Source organism: Pseudodesulfovibrio nedwellii (assembly GCF_027923765.1).
GTDB classification, from domain to species: domain Bacteria; phylum Desulfobacterota; class Desulfovibrionia; order Desulfovibrionales; family Desulfovibrionaceae; genus Pseudodesulfovibrio; species Pseudodesulfovibrio nedwellii.
Map to the genome: position 1 here is coordinate 3,257,337 of NZ_AP026709.1, position 18,086 is coordinate 3,275,422.

The following is an 18,086-nucleotide window of genomic DNA, read 5'->3' on the forward strand; positions in this document are numbered from 1 at the left end:
TATATCAAGATATCCTGATATAGAGCAAAAGACATGGAAATTATTAAATATTGCAAAGCATTATCTGACGACACTCGGGCGCGGCTGGTCAACGTTCTTTTAGAATATGAATTGAATGTTGGTGAAATCGTGCAGGTTATGGAGATGGGACAGTCCCGGATTTCCCGGCATCTTAAAATTTTGTCTGAGTCTGGCTTGGTGGACGTACGCCGTGATGGACTTTGGGCTTTTTACAGAGCCAGTGAAGAAGGTCAGGGGCGTATGTTTCTTGACGGTATCAGTCTCTTGATGGCTGAAGAATCCGACTTGCAGCGTGATCAAAATCGAGCTGACAAAGTTATTCGTGAGCGGACGGCCGCTACTCGTCAGTTCTTCGACGACATCGCTTCTGATTGGGACCGTATGACAGCCGAAGTCCTTGGCGACCTCAATTTGGGCAAGGAGATTCAGGCTCGATTGCCTCAGTGTTCCTGTGCAGCCGATATTGGCTGTGGACCGGGGGATATGCTCGAAATTTTGTCCAGAACATCGGATTCTGTTATCGGTGTTGATAACTCGCCCAAGATGTTGGAACTGGCTGAGGAACGGTTTTCGGAAGACGCGTCCATGTCCTTGCGTATTGGTGAGATGACCCATCTGCCTTTGCGTGATTGGGAAGCGGACTGTACTGTTGTATCTCTGGTGTTGCACCATTTGGCGCGGCCCATTGATGCTCTCAAGGAAGCCGGACGGGTTCTCAAGATTGGTGGACGACTGATCATTGCCGAATTTGATCAGCATGAGAATGAACTCATGCGGAGCGAATACGGCGATCGTCGACTCGGTATCCCCCGTGAGAAGATGGTCGGTTGGTTGGAAAAGGCGCGGTTTGACGTGAAATCCGTCACTGAATTTGAAGTTAATATGGGACTCGTGGTTGTACTCTACGAGGCCGAGAAAAAATAAAAATCAACACTCTATTTGGAGGAAGTAATGTCCAAGAACGTTATGCCCGTTGACCCGAAGTGCGAGAACAAGGTCGCTGACCTGTCTCTGGCCGAATGGGGTCTCATGGAAATGCAGTTGTCCGAGCGTGAAATGCCCGGCCTGATGGCTCTTATCAATAAATATGGTGAGGAAAAGCCACTTAAGGGTCTTAAGATCATGGGTTCTTTGCACATGACCATCCAGACTGCAATGCTCATCAAATGCCTGTACGAACTGGGTGCCGACTTGCGTTGGGCATCTTGCAATATTTTTTCTACTCAGGACAACGCTGCCGCAGCCATTGCCGAGTCCGGTATGGCCAAGGTTTTCGCATGGAAGGGCGAGACTCTTGAAGAGTTTTGGTGGTGCACCGAGCAGGCCCTGACTTGGCCTGATGGTTCCGGTCCTGATCTTATCGTTGATGACGGTGGTGACGCGACTTTGCTCGTCCATCAGGGCGTGAAGTGCGAAAAAGATCCCAGCCTGTTCGACAAGAAATACGATGTTCAGGAATTTCAGATTGTCATGAATCGTTTGCAGGCATCCTGCGCTGCTGATCCGCAGAAGTGGACCAAAATCGCCAAGGTTATCCGAGGCGTGTCCGAGGAGACCACGACCGGCGTGCACCGTCTCTACGAGATGCAGCGCAACGGCGAGCTGCTCTTCCCGGCCATCAACGTTAACGACTCCGTGACCAAGTCCAAGTTCGACAACCTCTACGGTTGCCGCGAGTCTTTAGCTGACGGTATCAAGCGTGCTACCGATGTCATGATCGCGGGTAAGGTTGTGGTTGTTATCGGTTACGGCGATGTTGGTAAGGGCTGCGCTCAGTCCATGCGCGGTTTCGGTGCTCGTGTGCTCGTCACCGAGATTGATCCTATTTGTGCACTTCAGGCTGCCATGGAAGGTTTTGAAGTCACCACTATGGATGACGCGGCCTCCCGTGGTGATGTCTTTGTCACCTGCACAGGCAACTATCATGTTGTCACTGGTGCTCACATGGACGCCATGAAGGACGAGGCAATTCTTTGCAACATCGGTCATTTTGATTCTGAGATCGAAATGTTGCACCTTGAGGGGAACCCCGAGTGCATCAAGAAAGAAGTCAAGCCGCAGGTCGACAAGTGGACCCTGCCTTCCGGCAAGTCACTCATCGTTCTGGCCGAAGGTCGTTTGGTCAACCTTGGTTGCGCTACAGGTCACCCCAGCTTCGTGATGTCCAACTCCTTCACCAACCAGGTGTTGGCACAGCTTGATCTGGCCAAGAATGAATACGATCCCAAGGTGATGATCCTGCCCAAGAAGTTGGACGAAGAGGTTGCTCGCCTGCACCTCGAACGCCTTGGTGTGAAGCTTGAAAAGCTGTCCAAGGAACAGGCCGATTACATCGGTGTGGAAGTGGAAGGCCCGTTCAAGCCGGATCACTACCGCTACTAGTTTCGACAGATATAATGAATATGAAGGGGAGCCATTTGGCTCCTCTTTTTTTGTGGCATGTGGGCGAAAAAGGATGGCTACCGGTATTTGTCTAGAATCGCCTGAAGTCTTCCGTCTTTTTGCATGGTTTTAAGAGTCTTGTTGAACTCTTTGATGAAGGGTTGCCAGTGTCCTTTTCTGGTGAAGGCGAAACGATAGCTGGCGCTGTCACACGGTGTGTCGTCAAGGATGAAACGGTTAGGGTTGAGTTCTGGCTTGTTACGCATCAACCATTGTGTCTCAACTCGATTGACCAGAGCCGCATCTGCCCGGCCAAGGGTAAGAAGTTCCAGCATGGCGTAGGGAGAAGTGACATCTATTCGTTCAATTTTATTCGGACCGAAGTGTGGTTCGAATACTGGATAGATGAACCCTTTTATTGTGGCTATTGATTTGCCATAGAGCTTTTGGGGCGAAGAATATTCCAGTGGTTTGTCGGTTGGATAAAGGAGTACGTCTTCGCTTTGCATGAAAGGTTCGGTCCACAGGAAGTCCTCTGCATTTGGCACCCATTCAATCGCCTTGGCATGAACATCAACTGAGCCGTTTTCAAGCATCATCCATCCCCGTTGGTTGGGAAGGGGAATGGTCTTTACGGAGTGTCCGAGTGGTGCGGCGACAGCCCGTAAAATTTCAACGAATACGCCTCCGTCAGGATATTCCGGGTTATCCATCAGATAAGGTGGCCAGTCTGTGTCAGGAACAAACATTGTGATCGTTGTCTCAGCCGCTTCTACAGGAAAACAGGAAATATCAAATCCTGTTCCGATCCCAAAGGAGAGGGTGAGGACAAAAGCCAGTATGAGGAATCTACACTTCATAAGAATGTATTATAGTAACAGAGCCCATTTTACAAAGGAATACATGGCAATGTATTTTAATAATGGGTGGTTTTGTATGAAATTTCGCGCAAACAGGTGTGTTTTTTGTGCAGGACTGGCTGCTATGAGTTGTGTTATGAGTCCTCGCATGCGCTATCTTATTTTTCTTTCGATATTTTTTGTTTTGTTTGCGGTGTCCACTCCTGTTTTTGCATTGGAGGTCGAAGTTTCGGTCTCCAGTTTTAAGGTGGATCATGCGTTTTCATATGCTCCCGGTAATCTTCTGGACGGAGATCCCTCGACGGCCTGGGTTGGCGGAAGTATCAGTTCCGGGACTGGCCAGTGGATGGACTTTGCGTTTCCCGTACCGGTCAGGGTGACTCGGCTCGGTATCTTCAATGGTCATCAGGAAGAAGGGCGTTTCAAGGAATTTCGGCGTATTCGTTCCGGGCGTATTGTGTATCCCGATGGATCGGAAAGTCCGTTTTGGCTGCGAGATGAGGCTGGCAAACAGATTATCGAATGTCGATCCAAGCCGGTTAAATCCTTCAGGGTGATCGTGGATGAGGTATTTCCCAAGGGCGGAGCTGTTGGTAAGCAGAAATTGGCGGTTTCCGAGATCAAATTTTATTTGACCCTTATGGCGGTTCCTACAGAAGGAGTTTCTGGGGAGAGCGCAGAGAAAGTTCGAGTTCCGGTGTTGCCCCCAGCGGATTTGACCAACGAAGTTCCAGATGAAATCAAGGAATTACTTCGGACTTTTTATGTAATGCAGAGTTCTCTTGCCGACGACTATCACACTTTGTTCGCACAGCATGTGCGTGATCGGTTTGATTTTCAGTTTGAGGTGTTTAAGCAGATACAGCGTCAGCGTGGGACCTATAAGATTTTACGCACCGCACAGGTGGATCCGGCAGGATTGCGTTTTGATTTGGTCTATTTACAAGAAGATGTGGCCGAGGTTCGTGTATTTGGAACCTATCGGGTACAAGTGGCTGATTTGGATCAGAACCTGGAAGAGGATTCCGTGTTTGCCCTGATGAAAGGGAACGACGGGTGGAAGATCCTCGAGTTGGACGGACAAAAAGATTTTTAATCAGTAATATTGATGGCAACTGCTTAAATAATCCACACGTCAATCAGTTCTCCGTGGTACAATCCTTCGGAGTCTGCTGGAATAGCGGCCAACCCTTGAGCTTGGACAATGGTTCGGAGCAGACCTGATTTGCCGAGGACCGGATGGGCCAGAGGCAGTTGTCCGTCCCGTTCTTCCAGTTTGATACGGATGTAATCTTCCCGTCCCGGTTTGGATGCCACATTTCGAGCCAGTTCGGCCTTGCGTTTTGTACGGTTCATTGCCGTGAATCCCTTGTCATCACCTTGGAGATGACGAATGAGCGGCAAGATCAATACGTGCATGACTACCAGGGCGGATGTCACTTGTCCCGGCAGGCCTAAGACTGGCTTATCTGCTACGCGTCCCAAAATGGTCGGTTTGCCCGGACTAAGGGCCACGCCATGTGCCAGGATTTCGGCGTTTTTCATGGATTCGATGGCTTGCACCGTCAGGTCGCGGACGCCGATGGAGCTGCCGCCGGACAACAAAACCATATCATTGTCTTCGATGGCCTTTTTTAAGGCACGACTCAAGCTTTCAAGATCATCTTTGATGATGCCGTAGCGAGTCGGCTTGCCGTTGGCCTGTTTCACCAGTGCGGCAATAGTGAGGGAGTTGACGTCTCGGACCTGTCCCGGTTTCGGAATTTCTTCGATTTCGATGAGTTCGTCGCCAGTGGACAATATACCCACACGGGGACGGCGGCACAGAGAAATTTCTTCAAATCCCAAGGCTGCGGCAAGGCCAATCTCCTGTGGACGAATGATAGTGCCTGCGGCTAGAGCGACCGCTCCATTTTTAGCGTCTTCACCCCGTTGCATGACGTTTTCGCCGGGGGCCGCGCTTTTGCGGATTTCAATGGTGCCCATGTCAGTATTGGCTTCCATGGTTTGGGTGTGTTCCACCATGACCACGCTGTCCGCGCCGTTTGGGAGTACGCCACCTGTGGCAATTCGAGCACATTCGCCGGGATTCAGTTCAATCTCGGGCATTTTGTCGATGGGCAGGGCTGCCACACATTCCAGATAACCGGGGTTGGATTCCGTGGCTCCGAATATGTCCCGTGCATTGACGGCGAACCCGTCCATGCAGGACCGGTCGAGCAGAGGCCAGTCGTGTTTGGCAATGATGTCGTCAGCCAGAACGCGGCCGGAAGCACGTGTCAGGCTTTTGGTCTCTGGTGCGAGCGGAGAAAATCCTTTGAGCAGGCCGACAAATTCTTCTCGGCTGATAATAGTGAAGAAACCGTGGTTCATGAATATCCTAGTATATAATTTCAGTGCCGATGCCGGATTTCGTGAAGAGTTCCAGCAAAATGCAGTTTTCGACACGACCATCGATAATGGCCGATTTCTCGACATTGGCCACCGCTTCCAGACAGCATTTGATTTTCGGAATCATGCCGCCGGTCACTACGCCGGTACGGATGGCTTCAAAAGCTTCTTTTGCGGAGAGAGATGTCACCAGTTCTTTGTCTTCATCAAGTAGGCCGGGGACATCGGTCAACAGATAGAGACGTTTGGCCCCCATGGCAGTTGCGACAGCACCGGCAACGGAGTCGGCGTTGATATTGTATGTCTCGCCGTTTTCATCAACACCGACAGGTGCGATGACCGGGATGAATCCTTCGCTCAGCAGGGAGTCGATGAGTTTGGTATTGACCGAGGTCACTTCGCCCACTTTGCCGAGATCAATGATTTCTGGCGGTGCGTCATTTTTTTCAATGGCCAGTTCTTTGGGCTCTGCCTGAATGAGTTTGCCGTCTTTACCTGAAAGTCCAACAGCTTCTCCGCCGTGGAGATTAATCAGGTTGACTATTTCCTTGTTCACTTTGCCGACCAGTACCATCTCCACCACATCCATGGTGGCTTTGTCTGTGACACGGTATCCCTGTCGAAAATGTGATTCGATATTGAGTGCGTTCAACATCTCGCCGATCTGGGGACCGCCGCCGTGGACGACCACGGGATTAACGCCGATGTATTTAAGCAGAATAATATTCAGGGCGAAAGCACGTTTCAGCTTTTCGTCTATCATGGCATTGCCGCCGTATTTGATGACGATAGTCTTTCCATAGAATTCCGTGATGTAAGGCAAAGTCTCGATGATGGACTTGGCCTGAAGCTGGTACCGCTTCATGTCCCGTTTGTTGATGGGCTCTTTTTTCATTGATACTCCTGAAACGTGGGCTTTTCGAATTTGTTTCGAGATTGTCAGGCAAAGGCGGGATGAAGTCAATAAACGGTCTTGCCTTCATTGTGTCGAATCTGTAAATTCCTCATACCATATGAAAAATAAGCAGGATAATACCATGAAAATCAGCTTCAACAGAATGGAATGGGCCGGTTCGGTGGGGGATTTGGGGACATTATTGCCTCTGGCTTTTGGTATGATTATGATCAATGGTCTGTCTGCTACAGGCCTTTTTTTGACTGTGGGACTTATGTACGTCGTGGTCGGTTCCTATTATCGGGTGCCTATAGCCGTACAGCCCATGAAGGTTATTTCTGCCTATGGTATCGCGTTGGCCCTGACCCCTGGCGTGATTACTGCTTCCGGCATGCTGCTGGCCGCGCTCCTGCTTATTCTCGGTGCGACTGGGTTGGTCAAAGTTGTTGCCAAAATCGTTCCCAAGTCCGTTATTCGTGGTGTTCAGCTTTCAACAGGTGTGTTGCTTTTATCCAAAGGCGCATCTCTGGTTGTCGGGTCCAATTCATTTCAGACCATGCGTGGAGCTGTCGAACCGTTCATGACCATTCAAAGCCTCGGTCCGGTACCTATGTCGGTGGTGTCGGGAGTGATTTTTGGAATCATCACACTCTTCTTGTTGCGGAGTCATCGGTATCCGGCCGGATTGGTAGTCGTTGTATGCGGGGCGATTTTTGGAGCCGCTTTTGGTGCATGGCGGGAGTTGACTTTGATCCAACCTGGCTTGCATTTCCCGGAGATATTGCCTTTCGGATTTCCTACGGGTGTGGATTTCTCGTATGCCTTGTTTGCTCTGGTTTTGCCCCAGATTCCCATGACTATGGGGAATGCGGTTATCGCCAATCGGGATTTGAGTTTCGAGTATTTCGGCGAAGAAAGCCGTCGGGTCACTGACCGCGCCCTGTGTATTTCGATGGGGTTATCAAATGTCTTTTCGGCTTTGGTTGGTGGTATGCCTGTTTGTCACGGAGCAGGGGGGCTGGCTGCTCATTATGCCTTTGGCGCACGGACACCCGGTTCGAATCTTATTATCGGCGGTTTTTTTGTGGCGTTAGCCGTGTTGCTTGGAACGGGTTCGGTCAACGTGCTTCATCTGCTTCCAATGGGAGTGCTTGGGGTGTTGTTGTTTTTTTCGGGGACGCAGCTTGCCTTGACCATACAGGACGTAGAAGCGCGGACTGATCTTTTTATTATTATCATTATGCTGGGGATTACATTGGCCGCTAATTTGGCTTGGGCTTTTGGGGTTGCCATTGCCTTGGAATATTTGCTTCGTAAAGGACGGATTACTGTATAGATGTTTGTTGAGGTGAGGGAAAAATAAGGATGGCCGCTTAAAAGCGGCCTTTTTTATTGGAAGATGCGCCTTTGGCGAGAGTCATTGTTGGGTGCCGGGCGGGCTTCCTTTTTTGGCAGCGCCCAAAAAAGGAGCAAAAAAGGTCGCTTGCACTAGTTTGGCCGCCCTCATGGTAGGCGGCAAGAATCTGATCCAATCGAGTCGGCCCCACCCGATTAAAAGTATAGGTTCTGCCTCTCCCGTCACCTCTCAGTTTAAGGCAAAGCATTTGATTTTCTTACAAGAGCCGCTTCCTTCGGTTGGTCAGTTTCTAAGCTGTCGATCAAGGGGTGAGCTCGGTCTTCGTCTGATTGGGAGGAGAAAATTGTCTTTGGAGGTAGAGCGGTGTTGGGGTGTTAAACACCCCAAGGCCTTTTATGGTGAGCGAAGAGGTTTAATCCAAAATGGATATTGCTACCGAAAACAAATTTACAGCAATGAAATGTAAAATCCAAAAGTTATGTATGGATAGCGAAGATCCTTATATCAAAAATGAACACCTACACCGGAAAAGTCCTTACAACGACGAGCAATTGATAGCGGGATTTAGAGCCTGTCCAACCCGGCGGAGCGTAGCCCGACTGAGTCTGTGTCACTGGCAATCGTGTCGGGCAGTGGAGCCGCGTACAGGCTCTTGGGTCGTTGTCAGGCGCACAATGAAAAAGGCGTTTTTCGTCTCGAAAAAAGCAGGTCGTTGTAAAAACGGAACACAAAGTAAGAAAAACGAATGAACTTTCACTGCGGATGCACGCATTCCATAAAGAAAGGAAATGTCCACACTTCACAAATAAAAGAAACTTGCACCCCAAAGCCCTCCGTGGCAGGCTCCCCTCCATGTTGCGCATTACTGATAAAATAATCATCCCGTATGAAGAAATACGGTTTATCACGAGTCGAAGTTCCGGCCCGGGCGGCCAACACGTGAACACGACTGATACGCGGGTAACCCTACTTTTCAATGTGGATAAATCCTCAAGTTTGACCCAATTGCAGAAGGTGGCTGTTAAGGGCAAATTGCGTCGGCGAGTGGATAAACGTGGTGTTTTGCGTGTGACCAGCCAGAAGTTTCGCAGCCAGAAATCAAACAAGGATTCCGCTATCGAGCGGTTCATCGAATTGATGCAGTGGGCGGTCAAACCCGTGATTCCCCGCAGGAAAACAGCAGTTCCCAAGTCGTCCAAGCGGCGGAGGATGGAGCGGAAGCAACAAACCAGTCAGCGGAAAAAGCAAAGAAAAATGCCGAATTTGAACGGCGAATATTAAAAGCGGCCTATTTTGTCAGGGCCGCTTTCAAGTATGCTTTACCGAGTTCTGTATCTGTATAGGCCTCGGCCAGATGCAGGTAGAGCAGTTTGAGATATTTGGCGTGGATGTGTCCGGCTTCCTTGAGTCGAGTCTGGACCGTTCCAATCGGGATGGAATCCAGAGCATCCATGAGCGTTTTGAATCGGTGCGTAGGGCGATGCTTGGCATTTATTTCATCCAGTCCGGCCTTGGCTATGGCCTTTCTACGTGCATCATTATCCAATAATTCACAGACCGTTTGAATGAGTTGATCCATGTCATCAGCCGGATAGGTCACGAGATGCTTACCGTTTGTGAACAGGAGTGATTGTCCGTGTCCGACTTCCGGTGTGACCAGGCAGGATCCTGTGGCCAACGCCTCAAACACACGAAAATTCAGATCGCCATGTTCGGCGATGTTTAAGACGACCTTGGCGCGTGGAAAGAGTTCTCCAAATGTTCCTTGCCGGACTTCGAGATTGGGAAAGCGTGCCTTGAGTTCTTTGAGGAATTCATACCGAGCCGGTGTTGTCTCCTTGTTCACATTACCCGCAAACAGTAGGTCCCAGTCTTTTTTTGGCGGCTGAGTCGGTGGGTGTTCTTCTCGTATGGGATATGGCGGCAGCCAGAGAACCTGCTCGTCGGTCAGCCGTTGGCGGAAACGGGGCATGTGATCGCGCAGGCTGACTATAGTCAGATCGAAGGCCTGCGCATACATGGGATACCAGGAATGGATGTGGGAATCGATGGCATAAAAAGCCGTCGGACACGGAAACTTTTCGATGCCGAGCAGGGGCGGTGGTACACTTCGATCTGCGTACAGTAGAATATCCGGTTCACCGTTGCAATGGTTGAGGATTGTGTCCCAAGTCATGGTCGTGGGATCAGTGATGGGGATGTTGACGACATCCACACCCCGTTCTTCGGCATTATGGGGCCTGAAATAATATCCACCGACCCAGGCTATGCGCTTCACTTCCCACCCTCTTGGCGAACCATGTGCAATACTCTTCGCGGCCCGATACAGGACTGCTGTCGATGGGACGGTATATTCCGTTTCAGTTTGAATCCTTGACGGGTGCCTTCACCGATGATGATAGGTAACTGCGATTCTCCCACTTCAAGAATGCATTCGTTGCAGTGTCCGAACATGATCTTGGTGGTCAGCTCGAATTTTCCTGTCCGGTGCAAGACGTTCAAAGCGAGGATTATGTCGTATTTCTGGCTGAGTGGCGTGGTAATGTCGTAGACCATGAAATGGCAGTTCGATTTTTTAACCGAGGCCAGATAGTTGGACAGATCCACAGCGCCTTGATCCATATCTACGCCAATGCCTACCGCGCCCTCTTCCTCGGCTTTGAATGTGTAATAGCCATGCATGCAACCATAGTCGCACAGGCTCTTCCCGTTGAAGTCAACGTCAAGCTTGAGGATGTTTTGCCAAGCCAGTGGAGACAGGGTGAAACCGGGAACAAGGGTGCGTCCATTGTACTCGATTGTCTGGTAAAAAGGGTTGAAGGATTCGGCTTCGGCAACCGTTTTGAAAACTTCGTAATCTTCTTCGGGGATTCCGGGGTGGACAACATCCTGATTATCGATAGCCCATTGGGTGATGGCCTCGGAATCTTCTGTCTCGGAGAAAGAGGGGAGGACCGGCTCCAGCATGTCACAAAACACCTGTGTGGTATTTACGTTTGTATTACCGCCCTTGATTGCCTGCTTGGCCTGTCGGATTTTGCGGAGGAGAAAATGCTCCATGCGGACTTCTCTGGATGGATTCAGATAGAAATTTTGAACAATGGTATATGGCGAATATATATCGTGCAGAGCATCTATGAATCCTTGGTGGATATGCGGGTGGCTCATACGACAGCCTTCAAGAACAATGTTTTGATACCGATGTTTTCTCAGGAGTTGGGCAAAGTGGTCCTTGAAATCTTGATAAGTGCCGGGCTGACGAACCGTTTCAATATCCCCTCCATATTTGTTGGCGACCAGCGGCGTGATGGCATCCAGTCGTAACAAAGCGTAGCCGTGATTTTCGGCAAGGAGTTTGGCCGCATAACTTTTCCCGCCAGCTGGTGGTCCGGCGATGACGACGATCTTGGGGCTGAATTGGTAGTTCAATCCGTGGACAGCTTGATTGCTCTTGGTGGTATTCGAAGCAGGGCTATTTTGCTGTTTCATGAAAATAATCCAATATATTCAAGTTTTTGCATTCAAAAGTTCGCCATAGTCTGTCATGAAAATGGCGAGAGCAGGGTATGATTTACCTATTTGAAGAAAGATTGCACGTAATATGCCATAGCCTCTCCCCCGTTTGTGGAGAGAGGTGTTTTGCGAAAGGTAAGGCGAAGCGAAGATGGGATTATGTCAGGCCTAATTCATCCAAAGCGACATAGAGTTCTCGGCTAATCCAGGCGTCGGTGGCTGCATAATTGACTTGTTGCGGCGTGAGCTTTTCTTTGGCCCAGTTGGAACATTGCGCAGATTTGGAAATACGAAATCCCAGAAGGTTGGCTGCCATGTTGCGCAAGCCGTGCGTTTGCATTCTGGCTTTGGCGGACACATCGGACAGATCAATAAAACCACTTGGTTTGAATTTGGCAAGGCGTTGCAGGCCAAGGATGTCGTCACGTACAGCAACACCTGTCTTGAGGATGTTCTTGTTAGCCAATAAGTTACACAAATCTTCATCCATGGGGAGGATGTTGATTTGAAAAACATAGGCACAATCAGCTGTTGCCAGTTGAAGCAGAGAGGGTGGGCCTGGTTTTTTGCCTTTCTTGAACACGGGGCGTGTTTCAGTATCGAAACCAAGGAGATCATGTCTTGCCATTTCTTTCAGGGCTTGGGCACGTTGTTTTTCCGTGCGGACAACCTTGATTTCCCCTTCGTATCGACGAAGGGGCATGGAGTTGATCTCATCCTTTGTAAAGGCGCGGAGGTATTCCTGCGATATGTCTGTGGCGTCCGTGGTCATTGGTGCAGTGCTTTGCTGTTTGAAGTTGCGCGATATTTGTACATTACAGCCCGTTCGTCAAGCCTTGGTTCCGCTGAATATGATTTTCAATAGGTGTTTGCCGTTAATCCGACACGATGCCGGAAGAGTGACATGGTGCCATGTTCCTGCGCCACCAGTATGCCCCGTTGCATCGTTCGGCGGTCAGGCCAATATCTCTGGGGCTGTTGTTGCGGCTGATATTTTCAATAAACTGTTTTTGTGTAGCGGCATCCAGTGCGTCAGCCACATTGTCAAGATTTGCAGTGCCCGCTTCCAAATCCTTGACCTGCAAAACCGCAGCATCGCTTATGATGCGCTGGGAGGAAAGGGATGTGACAAAAGTCTGTAATGTCTTGATCGTATTTTCGGAGTCTCCAAGGCGGGCGTATGATAAAGCCGTATAGAGGGCTGGCTCCCACATGCGTTTGTCTCTGGTCAGTGTTACTTTCATGGTGTCCACGCATTCCTGATAGCGTTTTGCGTAGTAAAAGGAGATGCCGGCTTTGGCCAGAGTAGAAGGGAACCGAGCGGTCCTACTCGGTGGATCTGCTTTTAGGCCGTCACTGTATGCATCTGCCGATCTGACAAAATATCCGTCTGACTTGGCTGTCTGCTGAGTTGTATATGTACGCCATGCGCGTTCGAAGTTTTTGTCGCCATTTTGGATTGATCTCCAGGCTTGTGCCGGAGCAACGGTGGCGAGCAGCAGGATTGCTGTAAGGATGGTTATGGTGAATCTGTGCATATTGTACTCCTTTCTGATCAAGGCATGTATGCCCTGGCTATGCGAAAAATGTCGTCGTAAGCATACTTGTTGCGGATTGCCAGAGCCATTTCCATGGCCATGTCCATTTTGCGTCCGGTTTCCACCAACACTCGGTCCCTGATACCTTTCATGTGGTAGGTCAGGAAGTCCGCTTCAAAGTTGTCGATGGCTAGTGATACGCCTTCGGAAAAAAAACGGGAACCTGTATGCGGTATGAATTGTTCCAAATTCTGTCGTCCTTCCCGGCGTGCGAACATGACGAAGAACAGGAGTTTGACCAGCAGTCTGTCTGCTTGGAGTTTGTGGTCCACGGATAATAGCGTGTCGAGATTGACGCCTCGTGGTCGGATAGCGTCAAACATAGCGGTGGCCATGTCGAAAGCCCGATCCTCGGTCATGAGCGGATGGGCAAATTTGGAATCCATCCGTACCAGTGTTATGCGGGGGTTCTCGCCGGATGCGATGGCATATATGGCGAGACGCATGAGGTCAATTTTGGTACGATAATCATCGAGCTGGATTTCCCGTTTGGCTTGCGTCAGGCGACGGATCAATGGGATATCGAGATTGGAGAAAGCCGTTTCAAGTAGATGCAGAATGAACGGTTCAACAGTGTTGGCGATCTCTTCATCCAGAATGGCACGGCCTTTTTTGGCATCCATTATCTTTTTAATGGACAACCAATAGGCGGCCAGCCCTTCGACGGGCATCTCTAGTATATCAAGTTCCTGAGGCTTTTCCATGGTGGTGCGCTTTTGGGTTGACGGGGCAATAAAAAAAGAGACACCCTGTCGATTACACGCGAGTGTACCTGAATTTCAGAAGAAAACAAAGAGACATACCGCATACGGAGAGCACTTTTATGTTGGAATACCCACAATTCGACTCGGTCATGGTGTCCATCGGGCCGCTTGAGCTTCGCTGGTACGGCATGATGTACATCTTCGGCATCGTGTCCGGCTGGCTGCTTGGTCGGTACAGGGCGACCAAGCCGTGGAACAAGATGACACCCAAACTCATGGATGATTTCATCACCTGGGCGATTCTCGGTGTCGTGCTCGGTGGTCGTATCGGGTATGTTCTGTTTTACAATGCGAGTTTTTATTTTTCCAATCCGCTTAAGATATTCGCGGTATGGGAAGGCGGTATGTCTTTTCATGGCGGCATGCTTGGTGTGCTGGTGGCCATTTGGCTGTTTGGTCGGGCCAACAACATGACGTTTATGGAACTGGGCGATTTTGTGTCCCCATTAGTTCCTCCCGGACTTTTCTTTGGTCGTATTGGCAATTTTATCAATGCTGAATTGTGGGGCCGCTATACAGATTTGCCTTGGGCCATGCCTTTTCCCGGCGCGGGAGGACTGCCCCGTCATCCTTCTCAGCTTTATGAAGCCGCTCTCGAAGGACTCGTCCTTTTTGCTGTGGTCTGGTGGTATTCTTCCAAGCCGCGTCCCAAGGGATGCGTTGGTGCGTTGTTCCTGCTCGGTTACGGGTGTTTCCGTTTTCTTGTGGAATTTGCCCGCGAGCCGGATAGACATCTCGGTTTTATCGCTTTGAACTGGATGTCTATGGGTCAATTGTTGTGCATGCCAATGATCCTTTTCGGTATTGGCTGGATATGGTGGTCCTATCGGAATGATGTGTAACTCGGTTTGCGATAGCGGCGCATCTTCATGGTTGGGGAAGTTGCGCTTGTCCTCGTTGTACTGGAGTACGGCTGTGGGAAACGCGAACTTTTTCGTCGAGGACCTGCATCACTCTCACAAACTTCACGACAAGTTTCTATGATGCCGTTAGCGGGCGGTCTCTTTTAGAACTTTGGGATTTCAATTTCGAATAATTTGTTCCAATGCTTGCCCGTGACATACAACCGACCAGTCTGCGCGTTGAGAGCAATGCCGTTGGCGACACCGCTGTCTTCTGACAGTCGTTGTCGCAGGGGGGACAGATCAATACGCCCTTGAACCAGACCTGATTCCGGGTCGATGATTACCATGATATCGGATTTCCAGATGTTGGCGTAGAGCAGACCATTTACGTACTCAAGCTCATTGAGAAATCGGACCGGTGTGTTGTTGTCAGTAACAGTGACTGTCTTTATCTGGGCGAAGTCTTCAGGGGCGTGAAAGTGCAGTGAGGCTGTGCCGGACGAGAGGATGAAATCTGTCCCATCAAAGGCTAGTCCCCATCCTTCGGTTTTTTCGGATTTTTTGCGATAGGCGAAGGATGTACGTTTTTTCATGTCATCCAAACCATAGATGAAACCAGTGCCGGAGCGCCATGTGAGCAAACGAAAAGTGTCTCCGCATGGAGCCATGCCTTCGGCAAAGTATCTATTTTTTAGCGGAACAGTTTGCAGGTGGCGGCCTGTTTTCAGATCAACTTTTGCCAGAAAAGAACGTCCATAGCCTCCAGATGATTCGTAGAGTGTTCCTTCATGGAAAAAAAGACCTTGCGTCGACGTCGCCGGATTATGTGGAAATTCCGTAATAAGAGTGCAGGCGTGAGCCTCTGTTTCGGCATAGGTTGTATGTGGGCAAATCAGAAAAGACAGAATAATCAGTAGTATGAAGGTCGATCGGCGCATTGAGTGGATATCCTTACGAATGGCAGGTCGGAAAGAAACATCAGAGGATGTGTCTTTCCGACCTGGGGGAAAGGAGGCAGGAAGTCGGGTCTCGTAGTGGGAGGGTGGACCCGGAAGGCTGCTTCCTAACGTGCTATTGTTTGACGGCATTGATGCCGCCGAGTGCAAATTTAACGACGTGGTCAACAAATGCGTCAATGTTTTCATCCATGCTTGGCCGGTTCGGCGTCAACCGTTCCAGAATGGGCTGGATGAGCAATTGGTCGAGTATCAAGGCCCAGACGTTGGCACTGCAAAAAGCCATGGTCATTTCAGGAGTATCAGGTCCCATGATGTCTTTCATGATTTGGCGCAGTTCGTTGGCGCGAGCCTGCACCTGTCGGCGGACAATGAAGTCGAGATGTTTGCTCGGTTTGGCCATTTCTCGCAGAAAGATCGACCATCTATGCGAGGTCATGCCATTGCCCATTCGATAGATTTCTGCGATCAGACCGCGAACGAATTCATGGAGTCTTTCTTCTGGTTGCAGGGCATCACTGCCAACTTTTTGCCAATCTTCTCCTTTGGGGAAAATTTCTTCCAGTACGGTGGCATACAGGCCGTTTTTGCTGCCGTAGTGATAATTGACTGCGGCGACATTGGCTTTGGCACGACCACATATGTCTCGTACGGTTGCCGAGTCGAAACCCTTGTCTGCAAAAACTTCAATAGCTGCGGACAAAAGTGCTGCCTTGGTGTTGACGTCTTGTGGTTCGTTCATATCTTTATTATCTGTTTGGCGTATTTGATTTTGGATTGCTTGAAACAGTTGTTTTAATTTCCATAGCAAATACAGGGTTTAAGTCAAGCGTATTTTGTCGACGATATTTTGTCGGATGTTGCATAGTGTGAGGCAAGGAGAAGATTGTGGACGTTGTTTTGGCTGAAACAGCCGGGTTTTGTATGGGAGTCGATCTCGCGCTGACGCGGTTGGATGAATTGATCGCCAATGCGAATGGGAGGCCAATTTATATTTTGGGGCCTATTATTCATAATCCGCAGGTGCTCAAGCAGTACGCCGAAAAGGGCGTAGTCATGGTGGATACCCCCGAGGAAGTACCGAGTGGCGCATATGTTGTTATTCGTGCCCATGGCATCACCCGGCAAGTCGAGGAAGGACTCAAGTCTCGCGATGTACACATCAAGGATGCCACATGTCCTCGGGTTAAAAAAGCGCAATTGCTTATAGCGCGTCATGCTGACAAGGATTCAGTCCTGTTGTTGTATGGTGAAGCGGACCATGCAGAAGTCGCTGGCTTGGTTAGTTATGCAGGCAATGGATCTTTCGTATTTAGCACTCCTGAAGAGCTTGAACAGTATGAGCTGGCTAAAGATAAAAGATATGTTTTGGCCGCACAGACCACACAGGATCGTGTTTTATTTGACAAGATTTCCGAACGGTTATCTTCGGATGAAGATGTTGAAGTGACCGTGCTCAGTACTATTTGTGACGCTACCAAGCTCAGGCAGGCCGAAGCAAAAAAGCTCGCCTCTGAAGTTGATTTCATGGTTGTCGTCGGAGGATATAACAGCGGCAATACCCGCCGATTGGCTCAGGTTGTTTCCGATGCGGGGACGCCGTGTAAGCATATCGAAATATTGAGCGAACTGCCGTTGAAGGATTTGGTCGGCTATTCTCGGATAGGGGTTACCGCTGGAGCATCCACTCCGCGAGTCCTCATTGATGAGGTGCTTGATGGCCTGGGTTCTTTGTAATCGAGTTGAGTAATTTTGTCCTTGATGAGCAAAAAGCAGGGACCAGGCGGTCCCGGATGGAAAGAGCTTTCCGGAAGCTGACCCTGGTCCCATGCCCTATGCCACGCCACACCAATCCGTCCTTTTTTGTCGACCAGGGCAGTGGAGGGCGTTGGTCGACGGACCGCACTGGTCGCGGTCATGAGGATGCGGCGGTGGCGGCTTCGATGAGAAAAAATTGTCATGCGGTGGAATTCCTTCGCATGCTGTAGATATACGCCTTTCCTCTCGTGCTGGTATTATTTTTATGTCCTTGAAAAGGGACGGTGCCTGACCGGGGGTAAAAGGAAATGGCTTGTGGTCGAGGGCTGCAAGGCATACCGTCGCGACGAGAACATTCTATGATCAAAAAAGGAGCATGCCATGGACATCAACAAGGCGCTTGAAGACCTGAAAAAAGAACCCGGTTTTGCCGACAACGTGGGAATGGTACTTGTTCATAATGGTATCGTGCGCGGCTGGTCTCGTAAGGATCGGAGCGAAGTTACAGCCATTGAAGTGACACCTGATCTGGAAAAGATCGAGGAAATTCGCAAAGAGATCGAAGCTTATGAAGGCATTTTCAGAGCCAAGGCATTCGCTTTGTCGGGTCGTATGCAGCCCGGCGACGATGTGCTGTTTTTGATCGTGGCCGGTGATATTCGTGAAAATGTGAAAGCAGCCCTCGCTGACTTCCTTGATAGGGTCAAGGCAGAGGCTGTTACCAAGAAAGAGATTTTTGCCTGAGG

General features: G+C 49.8%; 17 protein-coding genes and 1 pseudogene. 8 read left to right on the plus strand and 10 right to left on the minus strand.

What is annotated here, in order from left to right:
- Window positions 1-33: 33 nt before the first annotated feature.
- Both SYK_RS15200 and ahcY read left to right on the plus strand, forming a co-directional pair.
- Entirely contained in the window at window positions 34-945 is a 912-nt protein-coding gene (locus SYK_RS15200; protein ID WP_281761117.1) for an ArsR/SmtB family transcription factor, read from the plus strand.
- A 27-nt stretch (window positions 946-972) separates the two neighbouring features.
- A complete protein-coding gene (gene ahcY, locus SYK_RS15205) occupies window positions 973-2,403 on the plus strand; it encodes an adenosylhomocysteinase (protein WP_281761118.1) in 1,431 nt (476 codons plus the stop codon).
- Window positions 2,404-2,480: 77 nt separating this feature from the next.
- Here the strand turns inward: ahcY and SYK_RS15210 are convergent, their stop codons facing one another.
- Window positions 2,481-3,263 (minus strand): substrate-binding periplasmic protein, encoded by a 783-nt coding sequence (locus SYK_RS15210; RefSeq protein ID WP_281761119.1) that lies wholly within the window; start codon window positions 3,261-3,263, stop codon window positions 2,481-2,483.
- Between the two features lie 76 nt (window positions 3,264-3,339).
- Between SYK_RS15210 and SYK_RS15215 the strand changes: the two genes are divergently transcribed.
- Window positions 3,340-4,359 carry a discoidin domain-containing protein gene (locus tag SYK_RS15215; RefSeq protein WP_281761120.1) on the plus strand — a complete coding sequence of 340 codons (1,020 nt, stop codon included), beginning with the start codon at window positions 3,340-3,342 and terminating at the stop codon, window positions 4,357-4,359.
- Window positions 4,360-4,382: 23 nt separating this feature from the next.
- Here SYK_RS15215 and SYK_RS15220 read toward each other — a convergent pair whose 3' ends face one another.
- Together SYK_RS15220 and argB are read right to left on the minus strand one after the other, a co-directional pair.
- Entirely contained in the window at window positions 4,383-5,636 is a 1,254-nt protein-coding gene (locus SYK_RS15220; RefSeq protein ID WP_281761121.1) for a molybdopterin molybdotransferase MoeA, read from the minus strand.
- Window positions 5,637-5,643: 7 nt separating this feature from the next.
- Window positions 5,644-6,519: an acetylglutamate kinase gene (gene argB / locus SYK_RS15225; protein ID WP_281763281.1), complete on the minus strand. Its 876-nt coding sequence runs from the start codon at window positions 6,517-6,519 to the stop codon at window positions 5,644-5,646.
- 172 nt (window positions 6,520-6,691) lie between these two features.
- Here argB and SYK_RS15230 point away from each other — a divergent pair, with 172 nt between their 5' ends.
- A complete protein-coding gene (locus SYK_RS15230) occupies window positions 6,692-7,885 on the plus strand; it encodes a putative sulfate/molybdate transporter (RefSeq protein WP_281761122.1) in 1,194 nt (397 codons plus the stop codon).
- 885 nt (window positions 7,886-8,770) lie between these two features.
- A pseudogene (gene arfB, locus SYK_RS15235) lies at window positions 8,771-9,187 on the plus strand (alternative ribosome rescue aminoacyl-tRNA hydrolase ArfB); the annotation flags it as partial.
- A 7-nt stretch (window positions 9,188-9,194) separates the two neighbouring features.
- Here the strand turns inward: arfB and SYK_RS15240 are convergent.
- The 5 genes from SYK_RS15240 to SYK_RS15260 form a co-directional block, all read right to left on the minus strand.
- Window positions 9,195-10,184, minus strand: a complete 990-nt coding sequence (locus SYK_RS15240; protein WP_281761124.1) for a glycosyltransferase family protein — start codon at window positions 10,182-10,184, stop codon at window positions 9,195-9,197.
- Complete coding sequence (locus SYK_RS15245) at window positions 10,181-11,395, minus strand: methyltransferase domain-containing protein (RefSeq protein WP_281761125.1); 1,215 nt, start codon at window positions 11,393-11,395, stop codon at window positions 10,181-10,183. Before SYK_RS15245 ends, SYK_RS15240 begins: the two co-directional genes overlap by 4 nt.
- A gap of 181 nt (window positions 11,396-11,576) precedes the next feature.
- Window positions 11,577-12,191 carry a 3'-5' exonuclease gene (locus tag SYK_RS15250; protein ID WP_281761126.1) on the minus strand — a complete coding sequence of 205 codons (615 nt, stop codon included), beginning with the start codon at window positions 12,189-12,191 and terminating at the stop codon, window positions 11,577-11,579.
- 103 nt (window positions 12,192-12,294) lie between these two features.
- Window positions 12,295-12,957 (minus strand): hypothetical protein, encoded by a 663-nt coding sequence (locus SYK_RS15255; protein ID WP_281761127.1) that lies wholly within the window; start codon window positions 12,955-12,957, stop codon window positions 12,295-12,297.
- Between the two features lie 17 nt (window positions 12,958-12,974).
- Window positions 12,975-13,721, minus strand: coding sequence for a hypothetical protein (locus SYK_RS15260; RefSeq protein WP_281761128.1), 747 nt, complete (start codon window positions 13,719-13,721; stop codon window positions 12,975-12,977).
- A gap of 119 nt (window positions 13,722-13,840) precedes the next feature.
- Here SYK_RS15260 and lgt point away from each other — a divergent pair, with 119 nt between their 5' ends.
- Complete coding sequence (gene lgt, locus SYK_RS15265; protein WP_281761129.1) at window positions 13,841-14,623, plus strand: prolipoprotein diacylglyceryl transferase; 783 nt, start codon at window positions 13,841-13,843, stop codon at window positions 14,621-14,623.
- Window positions 14,624-14,787: 164 nt separating this feature from the next.
- Here lgt and SYK_RS15270 read toward each other — a convergent pair whose 3' ends face one another.
- Together SYK_RS15270 and SYK_RS15275 are read right to left on the minus strand one after the other, a co-directional pair.
- Window positions 14,788-15,564 (minus strand): glutaminyl-peptide cyclotransferase, encoded by a 777-nt coding sequence (locus tag SYK_RS15270; protein ID WP_281761130.1) that lies wholly within the window; start codon window positions 15,562-15,564, stop codon window positions 14,788-14,790.
- Window positions 15,565-15,697: 133 nt separating this feature from the next.
- On the minus strand, window positions 15,698-16,324 hold the full coding sequence (locus SYK_RS15275; RefSeq protein ID WP_281761131.1) for a TetR/AcrR family transcriptional regulator: 627 nt from the start codon (window positions 16,322-16,324) through the stop codon (window positions 15,698-15,700).
- Window positions 16,325-16,470: 146 nt separating this feature from the next.
- Between SYK_RS15275 and ispH the strand changes: the two genes are divergently transcribed.
- Entirely contained in the window at window positions 16,471-17,319 is an 849-nt protein-coding gene (ispH, locus tag SYK_RS15280; protein ID WP_281761132.1) for a 4-hydroxy-3-methylbut-2-enyl diphosphate reductase, read from the plus strand.
- A 402-nt stretch (window positions 17,320-17,721) separates the two neighbouring features.
- Window positions 17,722-18,084: a molybdenum cofactor biosynthesis protein MoaE gene (locus SYK_RS15285; protein WP_281761133.1), complete on the plus strand. Its 363-nt coding sequence runs from the start codon at window positions 17,722-17,724 to the stop codon at window positions 18,082-18,084.
- Window positions 18,085-18,086: the final 2 nt, after the last annotated feature.